The 12,560-nt window shown below is 57.8% G+C and carries 12 protein-coding genes; 8 read left to right on the top strand and 4 right to left on the bottom strand.

Translation table 11 applies throughout. The features are described from left to right. Nucleotides 1-171 precede the first annotated feature (171 nt). The 6 genes from ABI171_RS16240 to ABI171_RS16265 all read left to right on the top strand — a co-directional run bounded on the left by ABI171_RS16240 (nucleotide 172) and on the right by ABI171_RS16265 (nucleotide 6,078). A complete protein-coding gene (locus ABI171_RS16240) occupies nucleotides 172-1,416 on the top strand; it encodes a glycosyltransferase family 9 protein (protein ID WP_348093568.1) in 1,245 nt (414 codons plus the stop codon). A 203-nt stretch (nucleotides 1,417-1,619) separates the two neighbouring features. Continuing rightward, nucleotides 1,620-2,456 carry a transporter substrate-binding domain-containing protein gene (locus tag ABI171_RS16245; protein WP_348093569.1) on the top strand — a complete coding sequence of 279 codons (837 nt, stop codon included), beginning with the start codon at nucleotides 1,620-1,622 and terminating at the stop codon, nucleotides 2,454-2,456. A gap of 14 nt (nucleotides 2,457-2,470) precedes the next feature. Next, complete coding sequence (locus tag ABI171_RS16250) at nucleotides 2,471-3,139, top strand: amino acid ABC transporter permease (RefSeq protein WP_348093570.1); 669 nt, start codon at nucleotides 2,471-2,473, stop codon at nucleotides 3,137-3,139. 14 nt (nucleotides 3,140-3,153) lie between these two features. Then, nucleotides 3,154-3,945 carry an amino acid ABC transporter ATP-binding protein gene (locus tag ABI171_RS16255; RefSeq protein WP_348093571.1) on the top strand — a complete coding sequence of 264 codons (792 nt, stop codon included), beginning with the start codon at nucleotides 3,154-3,156 and terminating at the stop codon, nucleotides 3,943-3,945. A gap of 15 nt (nucleotides 3,946-3,960) precedes the next feature. Further along, nucleotides 3,961-5,295 carry an FAD-dependent oxidoreductase gene (locus ABI171_RS16260; RefSeq protein WP_348093572.1) on the top strand — a complete coding sequence of 445 codons (1,335 nt, stop codon included), beginning with the start codon at nucleotides 3,961-3,963 and terminating at the stop codon, nucleotides 5,293-5,295. A 36-nt stretch (nucleotides 5,296-5,331) separates the two neighbouring features. Then, the gene (locus tag ABI171_RS16265; RefSeq protein ID WP_348093573.1) at nucleotides 5,332-6,078 is read left to right on the top strand and encodes an aspartate/glutamate racemase family protein; all 747 of its coding nucleotides are present in this window, start codon (nucleotides 5,332-5,334) and stop codon (nucleotides 6,076-6,078) included. A gap of 105 nt (nucleotides 6,079-6,183) precedes the next feature. On the opposite strand, the gene dinB is transcribed toward ABI171_RS16265, so the two are convergent. From dinB to ABI171_RS16285, 4 genes are all read right to left on the bottom strand, one after another. Next, nucleotides 6,184-7,341 (bottom strand): DNA polymerase IV, encoded by a 1,158-nt coding sequence (gene dinB, locus ABI171_RS16270; protein ID WP_348093574.1) that lies wholly within the window; start codon nucleotides 7,339-7,341, stop codon nucleotides 6,184-6,186. Between the two features lie 118 nt (nucleotides 7,342-7,459). Then, a complete protein-coding gene (locus ABI171_RS16275) occupies nucleotides 7,460-7,849 on the bottom strand; it encodes a VOC family protein (RefSeq protein WP_348093575.1) in 390 nt (129 codons plus the stop codon). A 22-nt stretch (nucleotides 7,850-7,871) separates the two neighbouring features. After that, nucleotides 7,872-9,293, bottom strand: a complete 1,422-nt coding sequence (cls, locus tag ABI171_RS16280) for a cardiolipin synthase (protein WP_348093576.1) — start codon at nucleotides 9,291-9,293, stop codon at nucleotides 7,872-7,874. A 64-nt stretch (nucleotides 9,294-9,357) separates the two neighbouring features. Continuing rightward, nucleotides 9,358-9,999: a LysE family translocator gene (locus ABI171_RS16285; protein WP_348093577.1), complete on the bottom strand. Its 642-nt coding sequence runs from the start codon at nucleotides 9,997-9,999 to the stop codon at nucleotides 9,358-9,360. Nucleotides 10,000-10,217: 218 nt separating this feature from the next. Between ABI171_RS16285 and ABI171_RS16290 the strand changes: the two genes are divergently transcribed. Further along, the gene (locus tag ABI171_RS16290; protein ID WP_348093578.1) at nucleotides 10,218-11,078 is read left to right on the top strand and encodes a fumarylacetoacetate hydrolase family protein; all 861 of its coding nucleotides are present in this window, start codon (nucleotides 10,218-10,220) and stop codon (nucleotides 11,076-11,078) included. A 103-nt stretch (nucleotides 11,079-11,181) separates the two neighbouring features. Then, nucleotides 11,182-12,546, top strand: coding sequence for a glutathione-disulfide reductase (gene gorA / locus ABI171_RS16295; RefSeq protein WP_348093579.1), 1,365 nt, complete (start codon nucleotides 11,182-11,184; stop codon nucleotides 12,544-12,546). Nucleotides 12,547-12,560: the final 14 nt, after the last annotated feature.

The raw sequence follows: 12,560 nt of genomic DNA on the forward strand, positions 1-12,560 counted from the left end.
CTGTCTCGCAACGGTCCATCTTCTCTTTTCGTTTCTTCGGCATTGTGTATCGCTTGCACGTCATCGCAAACCTGATTGTTCCATTTTGCGGATATTTACCCAAAATGGGGCGACGGCCGATGTCGGCAACCTGGGATATATTGTCAAATTCAGCAATAAATTATATAAATTATGACCGACCTGAACGACCTGATCATTTCCTTTTCCGCGTATCAACGGCAGAAAAATCCCGGTACGGCGCTTGATCTCATCAGGAAATTGACCGTTGCCAGGAAAGTTGAGGATGCTATCGATCTTGCCGGTAAATGGGGATCACGCACTGAGTTGCCATCCGCATGCGTTCAATTGGCCTTGCAAATGAATAACTTGGGCATGTATGAACCTGCCGAAATCTTGCTGACCCAGGCTTTGTCGGACTTGCCGTCAGATTTTGATAGATATATCTGCAAGAGCGAATTGTCGCTGGCGCAATATGCGCAAGGGAAGTTTGATTTCGCTTATCCGCATTTTGCAGAGATTCGTCAGCCAGCTTGGTGCGATACCTGGTTGCGTCTAGGTTCCGCGACCCTTGATAGCAGTTGGTTTGCGCCTTTCAAGGACAAAGTGCTGGGCAACCACGCGATCGATGGCAAGCGAATCATGGTGAGTGGCGAAGGTGGAGTCGGTGATATTTTCCAGCTAGCCCGTTATATAAAATATCTGAAGGCGGAGGGCGCATCCACGATCTATTGGCATCTTCCCGAGTCCCTGCACCGGATGTTTGCGCATAGTTCATTGCCTGTCACTTTTGTCAGTGGTATTGTGGTTCCGGCCGACGCATGGGACTACATAACCTGGCCATTTACTTTGCTAGCCCGCTATCAAAAAAGCCCTTACTTTCCAAACGAACCGCCGGGATATCTGGGATTGCGTTCTAGCGAACCGTTATCAGATAGTCTTCTTGGGAAGTTGCGCTGCCGTTCAGGCGATCGCCGGCGGATCGGGCTAGCGTGGCGCAGCGCAAGCGGAGCGCGTCAGGAGCCGTTTCGATCGATGAAATTAAAAGACCTGGTGCCGTTGCTTGAATCCAGCGATGCGGATTTCTATTCGCTTCAGGTGGATGGCATCCGCGAGGATGAACAGGAAATTATGGACCGTTACCGCATCGTCGACCTCGGTGCGCATCTGTACTCGTTCGGCGATACGGCAAATATTCTGGATCAGCTGGATTTGTTGATTTCGATCGACTCGGCGCCGATTCACCTTGCCGGGGCACTGAATAGGCCGGTCTGGGCCATGTTGTCGAAATCGGCGGATGCCAGATGGTACAACTGCCAGCGGTATACGCCATGGTATCCATCGATGCGGCTGTTTCGCCAGAACCATCTTGGCGACTGGGGGCCTGTGATTCACGAGATGATTGCCGCCGGGATTTAAGAGAATGAAACGGCCTGCAGTTTTGCGATAGGGTTTCCGGCTTCGTATTTCATCTTCGCGTGTCAGGCCCTGATCTTGCTTGGATTTTATTCGGCCTCGATAGGCGGCGGACTCATTTTCGGATGACTTTGCACTTCAAACCGAGTATTTTCAAATGTTCAAGATGCATCTTTACCGATCACCCTTAAATCAAGAAGGCAATCATGTATATCAATCGCCGGGATTTCATCGCCAAAACTATTGCCGCTGGTTCATTAATTGCAGCCGGTTCGGTATTTTCCGAGGAGCCGGAGTCAACCGCCGCCAGAATCAAGCGCACCGGCAAGCTGCGACTGGGTGCGATTAACGGCGCCTCTCCCTATTTCACAAAGGACCTGGCCACCGGCGAATGGCGCGGCTTCATGGTTGACCTCGGGCGCGATCTTGCCAGATATCTCAAAGCTGAAGTCGAGTGGGTTGAAACAACCTGGGGCAATGCGGTGCTTGACGTACAAACCAATAAAATCGATTGCCAGCTTGGCATGGCGCCGTCGCCGGCGCGGCGCGAAGTGGTCGACTTTTCCGGCCCGATTTTCCAGAACTACAACACGGTTGTCGCTAAAAAGGGATTCAATTTTACGCGGTGGGAACAGATCAATTCGCCTGACGTCAAGGTGGCGGTGGATGTCGGCTCCAGCCATGACCAACTGGTGACCAGGATCCTGCCAAAGGCAAACGTCCTGCGGTTCGAGACGTCGGCAGCCGCCACCATGGCTCTGCAATCCGGCCGTGTCGATTGCCAGGTGCTCGTCATCCTTCTTTCAACCGCGTTGCTGACCAAGTTGCCGAACGTCGGCCACATCGTATTTCCGTCGCCGGATGAAACCAATCCGACCAATGTCGGCATCCGCAAACAAAAAGATCAGACATTTACCAAGTCCGTGAATGCGTGGCTTGACGAAGCCAGGGCATCGGGAAAAATAAAAACCGTCATCCTTTCCAACATGCAGACTCTGGTCGGCGTACCTCCGACCGCTTTTCCACCGCAAGTTCATTTCTGAGTCGTGAGGCAGGTATGTATCAGTGGGATTTCCATACGCTTTGGCAGTACAGAAACATCATATTCACTGGCTTTGGCTACACCGTAGGGTACACCGTCGTCGTCGTCATACTGGGCCTGCTGGTTGGTCTGGTTACCGGTCTTTGCCGGCTGTCGCCGAAAGCATACATATCGGGGCCGTTCCGGGCTTATGTGGAAGTGTTCAGATGTACGCCGGTGCTGGTGCAGCTGATCTGGTTTTACTACGCGCTGCCGATATTGACCGGCATCGAACTGACGCCAGCCATGGCTGCGATATTGTCATTGACCTTGTATGGCGGCGCCTTCTATTCCGAAATCATCCGGGGCGGCGTGATTTCAATCGACCCCGGGCAGTCGGAGGCCGGCATGGCGTTAGGCATGACGCAATTCCAGTTGATGCGGCGTGTGGTGCTGCCGCAGGCGTTCAAGCGGATGACGCCGCCGCTGGTCAGCCAGTCCATCATGCAACTTAAAAACACTTCGCTGCTATCGGTTCTGGCCGTGCCCGATCTGCTCTATCAAGGACAAATCATCGCCCACGATACTTATCGGCCACTGGAAATCTACTCGCTGATTGCGGTTTTGTATTTTGTCATTTTGCTACCGGCGACGATTCTGGCAAAGCGGCTCGAAGTGAAAGTATCCGACGGGCGAGGTGCATAGCCATGGATAGCGCAATGAATGCTTCAGGAAGCAGCAGTGAGATGGTTTCGATCCGCAATCTTAAAAAATGTTTTGGCGAGAACGTCGTCCTCAAAGATATCTCCCTGCAAATCGGCAAGGGTTCGGTAGTGGCGATCATCGGACCGTCAGGGTCCGGCAAATCTACTTTGCTACGCTGCATTAATCTATTGACCATACCGGATGCCGGCATCGTCAATGTCGGCGGCCAGTCGATCACCTTCGACGGCAAAAACACGAGACTGCCGAATGCGCGGAATCTGGCAAAATTTCGCTCAAAGACAGGCATGGTTTTTCAACATTTCAACCTGTTTCCGCATATGACCGTTCTGCAAAATGTCATGGAAGGCATGGTCACGGTTCTTAAAACGCCGAAGCAAGATGCGCGCATCGCGGCCGATGCGCTGCTGCAGCGGGTTGGCTTGAGCGATCGCGCAGACGCCTTTCCCGGCATGCTGTCGGGAGGGCAGAAGCAACGCGTCGCCATAGCGCGCGCATTGGCCATGAAGCCTGATGTGATGCTGTTCGACGAAGCAACCTCCGCGCTGGATCCGGAACTGGTCGGCGAAGTGCTCAACGTCATACGGGCGCTGGCGACGGAAGGCATGACCATGATCCTGGTAACGCATGAAATTGCCTTTGCCAGGGAAGTGGCCGACCAGGTGATTTTCATGCGGGACGGCATCGTGGTCGAATGCGGGCCGCCAAGCGTCGTCATCGACAAGCCGGAAAAAGAAGCCACGCGCAGTTTTCTGTCGCGCTTCAAGAATAACGCTCACACAGCTTAATGACAGGGATGCCACTTGGACCACGAGAATAGTCGGGACAACAGCTCTCACAACGGCTCAGACCGCAGCCAAAATCAAGATCCGTCCGCCGCTTTGCGGGTGGTGGTCATAGGCGCCGGCATTGTCGGCGCCGCCTGCGCCATCGAACTGCTACGCGATGGCCATCATGTAACGCTGGTCGATCCGGGACAGCCTGGTGGAGAACAGGCCGCCAGTTACGGCAACGCGGGCTGGCTAAGTCCGGCTTCGGTGGTGCCGATGTCCATGCCCGGTTTGTGGAAAAAAATACCCGGCTATCTTCTCGATAAAAATAGTCCGTTGACGATACGCTGGCGCGCGCTGCCGGCGCTGCTGCCGTGGTTGGTCCGGTTCATCCTGGCCGGCGCGACCGTCGCCCGCGTGGAAACCACGGCACGCGCCTTGTCGGCCTTGCTGCGGGACGCGCCGGCACGGCATCGGGCGTTGGCGGCGGAAGCCGGAATCCCCGACTTGATTGCCAGCCGCGGACTGCTTTATGTCTATCCCGATCGCGCGGCCTTCGAAGCCGAAGCGCTGGCCTGGCGCTTGCGGCACGACAATGGCGTGCACTGGAAGGAACTGGACGCCCGGGCATGCCATGCGCTGCTCCCTGAACTCGCGCAAAAATATCAGTTCGCCATCCTGCTGGAACAAGGTGCGCATTGCACCGATCCGGGGCGCTATGTCGCCGCGCTGGTCCGCCACGCCACTCTCCAGGGGGCCGTGCTTCATCGCGCCAAGGCCAGCGGATTCGACATCCGGAACAGGCGCCTGCACGCCGTCCTTACCGACGGCGGCGAGCTAGCCTGCGACCGTGCGGTCATCGCTGCCGGCATTCACTCAAAGACCTTGGCAAAAGCGGCAGGCGACAAAATCATCTTGACCAGCGAGCGCGGCTATCATGTCGTCATTGAAAATCCACCCTTCAAACCGGCAGTTTCGGTGATGACAGGAGACGCCAAGACCGGCAATACCTTGACGTTGTCGGGTCTGCGGATCGCAGGGCAAGTGGAACTGGCCGGCGTACAGGCAGCGCCGGACTGGGCGCGCGCAGACAACCTTCTGCGGCACGCCGCGACCACCTATCCGGCACTTGCTGCGGTGTTCAAGACTGCTGTGATCCGGCGCTGGATGGGGAACCGTCCCTCTACCACCGATGGCCGGCCGGTGCTGGGACCGGCGTCCGGCTGCCAGGACGTGGTTCACGCTTTCGGACACGGTCATGTCGGTCTGGCGTCAGGACCGGCTTCCGGCCGGCTGGTGGCGGATATCATCGGCGGCCGGCCGACTTTCATCGATCCGGCTCCCTATGCAGTAAAGCGGCGTGACTGACACCGCCGCATTCTTCCATTCAATGCGAGAAAAATCATGATCATTCGCGGTGGTCGCGCCATATACGGCGAGAGTGTCGGCATTCTTGTGCTGGATACGAAATTTCCGAGAATTCCCGGCGATGTCGGCAATGCCACCACATTCGATTTTCCAGTGCGATATAAGGTGGTACGCGGGGCGAATCCGGAGCAGATTGTTGGGACGGCTGATCGGGCACGCGCGCTATTGCCGGCATTTATCGAGGCCGCCAGGGAGCTGGAAAACGACGGTGTCCGTGCAATCACCACCACCTGCGGTTTCCTGACAGTGGTCCAGGATGACATTGCGGAAGCGGTGAATATCCCCGTGATTACTTCAAGCCTATTTCTCATCCCGATGATGCGACGCATGCTCGGCCCCAAGCGGTCGATTGGGGTAGTCACCGCTGATGCGCAAAACCTGTCGGTCGCCCACTTACGCGCAGCCGGCATCGAACCTGGCTGGAATATGCTGATAAGAGGCATGGAATCGTGCCCGTCTTTCGGAACCATTTTGGGCAAGACAAGCGATCCTGATCACGCTCTTGACGTTGATAAAACCAGGCAGGAAGTAGTCGACGTGTGCCGCGCGATGCAGGCCGAAGTCCCCGGCCTGGGGGCATTCCTGTTCGAATGCACCAACCTGCAACCGTACGCGGCGGCAGTGCAATCCGCAACCGGACTGCCTATCTTCGGCATCTATCACGTCGTCAATCTGCTTCACTCCGCTGCGATAGCGCCTGACTTTGGGCGTGGCTACCTATGACTTGCATGTAAGTAAAGGCAAAGCAGTAACGTGATTGCCGCCGCCGGGGAGTGCATCGATTAAAGATGTCGCGAAGGAGATCGTCGCAGCTGGTTTGCCACGAAATCAATCGATGCTGAACAGCTCGCCTTGGGCAAGCACCGGAACGCCGTCAGCAAGTTCCTTCTTCGACAGCGCCGTAGCCCGCACCCCAAGCAAGCGCAAGCGCCGGTCCAGCTTTACCCGGCGCAGGCATTCACCCGCAGCTTGCCGGATAGTTGCGGCGTCATCGGTCGCATCCGGCAGGGTCAGATCCCGTGTCACACCGCGAAAATCGGCAAATTTCAGTTTGATCCCGATGGTGCGCCCGACATAACCTTTTCTTTGCAGGTCGCCGGCAAGGCGCACGCACAGATCCGTAAAGATCGGCGTGAGCGTGTCGCGGTCCAGTTTGGCGTGCAGATCCCGTTCAAACGTCGATTCTCGGCTGATAGACTTGGTTTCCGAACTGGTGACCACCGGGCGCTCATCCAGCCCATGGGATATGCGCATCAGCCATTCGCTGTAGGTGAGCCCGAAATGGTCTTGCAGCAGGGCCGGGTCGGCGGCGGCCAGGTCGCCGATGGTGTGCAATCCCAGCGCGCTCAGCTTTTCCGCCGCCTTGGGGCCGATGCCGTTGACTTTTCTCGCCGCCAGCGGCCAGATGCGCGTCGGGACGTCGGCTTCGGTGATGACGGTGACGCCGTTCGGTTTGTCCAGTTCCGAGCAGATCTTGGCCAGCAGCTTGTTGGGCGCGATGCCGATCGAGCAGGACAGGCCGGTGGCGTCGCGCACGGTATCCTTGATGCGTTGCGCCAGCGGCCGGATGTCTTCTTCATGGTCGCTGAGGTCGATGTAGATTTCGTCGATGCCGCGATCTTCTATCAGCGGCGCAATCGCGGCGACCGCGTTCTTGAACAGTCGTGAGTAGTGGCGGTAAGACTCGAAATCGGTTGGCAGCAGGAGGGCGTCCGGCGCCAGCTTGGCGGCTTTCATCATGCCCATCGCTGAAAATACGCCGAGTGCGCGCGCTTCGTAAGTGGAGGTGGTGACGACGCCGCGGCCGACATAGTCGCGCAGTTTGTGGAATTGCAGGCTGCCGTCTGCACCGATGTCGGGCTGGTGGCGCGAGCCGCCGCCGATGACCACCGGCTGGCCGCGCAGTTCAGGGTAGCGCAGCAGTTCTACCGACGCGTAGAAAGCGTCCATATCCAGATGTGCGATACGACGAATTGGCGAAGGCATAAGGTGTTTGATGTCAGATATTCGATACGGGCATAGAATACCACTACTGTATATAAATACAGGTATTGAAGGTGAAAATTTTATCTGATTGTATTGATGCCTTTTTGATACGGGATGATCAGGCCTTGGCCAGATGCGTGCCTATCCACCAGATATTTCCCTCGGGATCGCGCACGCCGGCGCTGCGGTCGCCATACGGCTGATCCTTCGGTTCAGAGATGCTGGCAGCGCCTGCGGCGAGCGCTTTTGCATAGCAGGCGTCTACCGAGGGCACATACACATGGGTGGAACAGAGGACTGGATCACGATCGTCAGGGCGTTCGCCCAGCATCACGATGGAATCGTCAATTTTCACCTCGGCGTGCCTGACCGAGCCGTCGGGCAGCGCCATTTTGTAGATTTCAGCCGCATCGAATGTGGCGTAGAGGAAGGCCAGCATGGCTTTCATGTCTTTTACCAACAGGTAGGGCGAGACTGCATTGTGGTTGGCGGGTTTATGTCGAGTCATGTTTTCTCCGGCAAGGTTAGATTCAAAGCAGGGGGCTGACGAGTCGTGCGATATGGATGAGAACCCGGTACAGATAATGCAGCTTGGCGTAATCGGCGACGTCGATTTCGACCACATGCTTAAAATCAGCCAGCAGCATGTGCTCGACCTCGCCGGCGAAGGCGTTGTCGATGTTGAGCGCGGTGATTTCAAAATTCAGCCGTAGCGAGCGGTTGTCCAGGTTCATGCTGCCGACCGAGGTGGTGTCGTCGTCGATCAGCATTACTTTCTGATGCGTGAAGCCGGGCTGGTAGCGGAATATGCGGACCCCGGAGCGCACCAGTTCGTGCGCGTACAGGGTCGACGCCAGGAATACGGTGCGATGATCGGCGATGGCGGGAATGATGATGCGGACATCGACGCCGCGGAATACCGCCAGTTGCAGGGCGGAATACACTGCCGAGTCGGGCACCAGGTAGGGTGTGGTCAGCCACAGTCTGTGGCGGGCGGCGTGGATCGCCGTGACGAACAGTAGCGAACAGGTTTCTTGCGCATCGGCCGGACCGGTGGCGGCGATCAGCGTGGTGGCCTGGCCGTCGGCCGGGCGCGGCGCCGACAGGCTGAGCGGTTGGCCGGTGATCCACTGCCAGTTCTCATCGAAAGCCAGCTGCAAATCGGCGACCGCCGGTCCTTGCAATTCCATGTGCGTGTCGCGCCAGGGCGCCAGCGGCGGTTTGTTGCCGAGATATTCTTCGCCGACATTGAGGCCGCCGACAAAGCCGCGCCAGCCATCCACCACCACCACCTTGCGATGATTGCGGAAGTTGAGCTGGAAGCGGTTACGCCAGCGGCGCGTGGCGAAGCGATGGATTTCGACGCCGCCGGCGCGCAGGATCGCGCCGTAGGAAGCCGGTAAATCGTGGCTGCCGACGCCGTCATACAGCACATACACGCGGACCCCGGCAGTGGCGCGTTCCAGCAGCGCCGCTTGCAGTTTGCGGCCAAGTTCGTCGTCGTGAATGATGAAAAATTGCACCAGCAGGTAATGCTCGGCGCTGGCGATGGCGGCAAACATCGCTTCGAAACTGGCGGCGCCGTTGACCAGCAGACGCAAGCGATGGCCGCTGAGAAACGGCACGCCCAGCATCTCGCTGATGGCTTGATAGCGTTGCGCGCCGGGGTGCGGCGGGTATTGGGACGCCAGATTGAGCAGCGCAGGATCGTCCAGCTGGCGCAGGCGCGCCAGTCGCGAGTGATGCAGTTCGGCATAGCCCGAGAAGCGTTTACTGCCGAGGAACAGATAAGGCAGCAGGGTAAAGTAGGGCAGCAGCACCAGGCCGAATACCCAGGCCACCGCGCCCTGCGGCGTGCGCGTATGCATCAGGGCATGGATCGCGGCGACGATGCCTGCCGCGTGCAACAGCAGAACCAGGGCGGAAATCAGGGCAAACGGCAAATGCGGCATTCAGACAACTCCAGATCTCTTGGACAGTTTGCATGTTAGCCAATAATCGACGCTTGCGGCTTCCTTATTTTCTAGCTTGCAGTGCAATCTTCACAGCCAGGCCGGCCAATACGGTGCCCATCAGCCAGCGCTGGATCAGCAGCCAGCTGGGCCGCGTGCCAAGAAAGCCGGCAATGCTGCCGGCCGCCAGCGTGACCATCGAATTGACGGTGATGCTGATCAGAATCTGGATCACGCCCAACTGCAGCGATTGCACCAGGACGCTGGCGCCGTGAGGATCGATAAATTGTGGCATCAGCGCCAGGTACATCAAGGCGACCTTGGGATTGAGCAGGTTTGTGAACAGGCCCATGAAGAATAGTTTGCGATTGCTGTCCTGTGGCAGGTCGCGCACAGCGAATGGCGAACGGCCACCCGGCTTCACCGCTTGCCATGCCAGGTAGAGCAGGTAGGCGGCGCCGCCGAAACGCAAGATATCGTAGGCCAGCGGCACTGCAAACAGCAACGCGGTAATGCCGAATGCCGCGCACAGCATGTAGAACAGAAAGCCGACAGCGACGCCGGCCAGAGAAATGAAGCCGGCCTTGGGGCCCTGGCAGATGGAACGCGAAATCAGGTAGATCATGTTCGGGCCGGGCGTCAGCACCATGCCGAAGGCGACCAGCGCAAAACCCAGTAGTAAATTAAAATTCGCAAGATTCGCCATAGATGATTCGATGAAGTTGTGGTGGAACCCATAGCGGGTCAGGCCCCGTATTCTGACCTAAAACCTGCCGGGCTGCATAGCGGCGCGCTTGACAGTACCGGTCTTCACTCTTACTCTTTTGGTTTAATGGTCGGACCAGATATCGGCCGAAGCAGCATTTTCAATGTCTGGCCGCTTGGCCATTTGCGCAGGCCCGGGAAAACACAAGGAAGCGATAGATGAAGCTATTACGAGTTGGTCCCAAGGGCCAGGAAAAGCCGGCCATGCTGGATGCGAGCGGGAAATTGCGCGATTTGTCCAGCGTTATCAAGGACATCACGGCAGAGCAGCTGACGCCGGCCGGCCTGGCGCAATTACGTAAAGTCGATGCCGCCAGCCTGCCGGAAATACTCGCGCCAGGCCGCATCGGCACGCCGTTCACCGGTCTCGGCAAATTCATGTGCGTCGGCTTGAACTATAGCGACCACGCGGCAGAATCGGGTTTGGCGGTACCGGAAGAACCGGTGCTGTTCAACAAATGGACCAGCTGCTTCAGCGGCCCCAACGACCCTATCGTGATGCCGAAAAATTCCATCAAGACCGACTGGGAAGTCGAGCTTGGCGTGGTCATCGGCAGCAAGGCGCGCTATGTCGAACTGGACCAGGCGCTGTCGCATGTGGCAGGCTATTGCGTCGTCAATGACGTCTCCGAGCGCGAATACCAGATTGAACGCAGCGGCACCTGGGACAAGGGCAAGGGCTGCGACACCTTCGGTCCGGTCGGTCCTTGGCTGGTCACGGCCGATGAAGTCGGCGATCCGCAAGATCTGTCGATGTGGCTGGAAGTCAACGGCAAGCGCTTCCAGAACGGCAGCACCAAGACCATGATTTTCAACGTCGCTTTCCTGATCCATTACATCAGCCAGTTCGCCACGCTGTACCCGGGCGACATCATTTCCACCGGTACCCCGCCTGGTGTCGGCATGGGACAGAAGCCATCGCTGTATCTCAAGCACGGCGATGTGGTGCGGCTGGGCATCGAAGGCCTGGGCGAACAGCAGCAGACGGTGCATGCATGGGATGAGAGCTTACTGGATTAGGGCCGGTTGACGTTTGATTTGCAGAGTGGATCGTACCCGCTGACTCTCTATGGCGTAAGATTTGGCATTGTTCGTCGTTGTAGAGCAGGCAAGGAGAATGCCAATGTCTTTCGATGTAGACCTGTTTGTAGTCGGCGCCGGTTCCGGCGGCGTGCGCGCCGCCCGTTTTTCTGCGGGCTTCGGCGCCCGTGTAGCGGTGGCGGAAAGCCGCTATCTGGGTGGCACCTGCGTCAATGTTGGCTGCGTGCCAAAGAAATTCCTGGTATACAGCGCCCATTTCAGCGAGGATTTCGAGGTCGCTTCCAGTTTCGGCTGGAGCGCCGCCAAGCCTCAGTTTGATTGGCCGACCCTGATCGCCAACAAGAATCGCGAGATCCACCGGCTCAATGAAGTCTATCGCGGCCTGCTGCACAACAGCGGCGTCGCCCTGCATGAAGGCCACGCCAGATTGCTGGATGCGCATACGGTCGAGATCAACGGCCAGCGCATCAGCGCCGCCAATATCCTGATCGCCACCGGCGGTTGGCCGCAGGTGCCGGAGATTCCCGGCAAAGAACACGCGATCACTTCCAACGAAGCTTTCTTCCTCAAGCAGTTGCCGCGCCGCGTGCTGGTGATCGGCGGCGGTTACATCGCGGTTGAGTTCGCCTCGATCTTCCACGGGCTCGGCGCGAAGACTAGTTTGCTATATCGCGGCGATATGTTTTTGCGCGGATTCGACCAGGGCGTGCGCGAACATCTGCATCAGGAATTCCAGAAAAAAGGCGTCGATCTGCAGTTCAAGGCCGACGTTGCGCGCATCGACAAGCAAGCCGACGGCAGCCTCAAGGTCACGCTGAAAGACGAGCGCGTGCTGGAAACCGATTGTGTGTTTTACGCTACCGGCCGGCGGCCGATGCTGGACGATCTCGGCCTTGAGAATGTTAACGTGGCGCTGGACGACAAAGGATTTGTCAAAGTCGATAAGGAATACCACAGCTCGGAGCCGTCGATTCTGGCTTTGGGTGATGTGATCGGCAAGGTCCAGCTGACGCCGGTGGCGCTGGCCGAAGGCATGGCGGTGGCGAGGCGTTTGTTCCGTCCGGAGGAATATCATCCGGTGGATTACCGGTTGATCCCGACCGCGGTGTTCAGTTTGCCCAATATCGGCACGGTCGGCCTGACGGAAGAAGAGGCGCGCAGCGCCGGCCACGCGGTCAAGATCTTTGAAGCCAGGTTCCGTCCGATGAAGCTGAGCCTGGGCGACTATCACGAAAAAACCATGATGAAACTGGTGGTCGACGCCGTTAGCGACAAGGTACTCGGCTGTCATATGGTCGGTCCGGATGCCGGTGAAATCATCCAGGGCATTGCCGTGGCCTTGCGCGCCGGCGCCACCAAACGGGTGTTCGATGAAACCATCGGTATCCATCCGACCTCGGCGGAAGAGTTCGTGACCCTGAGAACGCCGCTGCCGGAAAAGAAGTAAGGATCTTGGCATCG

Origin of the sequence: Collimonas sp. (assembly GCF_039923675.1) — a bacterium.
Lineage (GTDB): Bacteria > Pseudomonadota > Gammaproteobacteria > Burkholderiales > Burkholderiaceae_D > Collimonas.

Coding starts and splice junctions, on each gene's coding strand:
- ABI171_RS16240 (WP_348093568.1), top strand. CDS start 172: ATGACCGACCTGAACGACCTGATCATTTCCTTTTCCGCGTATCAACGG.
- ABI171_RS16245 (WP_348093569.1), top strand. CDS start 1,620: ATGTATATCAATCGCCGGGATTTCATCGCCAAAACTATTGCCGCTGGT.
- ABI171_RS16250 (WP_348093570.1), top strand. CDS start 2,471: ATGTATCAGTGGGATTTCCATACGCTTTGGCAGTACAGAAACATCATA.
- ABI171_RS16255 (WP_348093571.1), top strand. CDS start 3,154: ATGAATGCTTCAGGAAGCAGCAGTGAGATGGTTTCGATCCGCAATCTT.
- ABI171_RS16265 (WP_348093573.1), top strand. CDS start 5,332: ATGATCATTCGCGGTGGTCGCGCCATATACGGCGAGAGTGTCGGCATT.
- dinB (WP_348093574.1), bottom strand. CDS start 7,341: ATGCCTTCGCCAATTCGTCGTATCGCACATCTGGATATGGACGCTTTC.
- ABI171_RS16275 (WP_348093575.1), bottom strand. CDS start 7,849: ATGACTCGACATAAACCCGCCAACCACAATGCAGTCTCGCCCTACCTG.
- cls (WP_348093576.1), bottom strand. CDS start 9,293: ATGCCGCATTTGCCGTTTGCCCTGATTTCCGCCCTGGTTCTGCTGTTG.
- ABI171_RS16285 (WP_348093577.1), bottom strand. CDS start 9,999: ATGGCGAATCTTGCGAATTTTAATTTACTACTGGGTTTTGCGCTGGTC.
- ABI171_RS16290 (WP_348093578.1), top strand. CDS start 10,218: ATGAAGCTATTACGAGTTGGTCCCAAGGGCCAGGAAAAGCCGGCCATG.
- gorA (WP_348093579.1), top strand. CDS start 11,182: ATGTCTTTCGATGTAGACCTGTTTGTAGTCGGCGCCGGTTCCGGCGGC.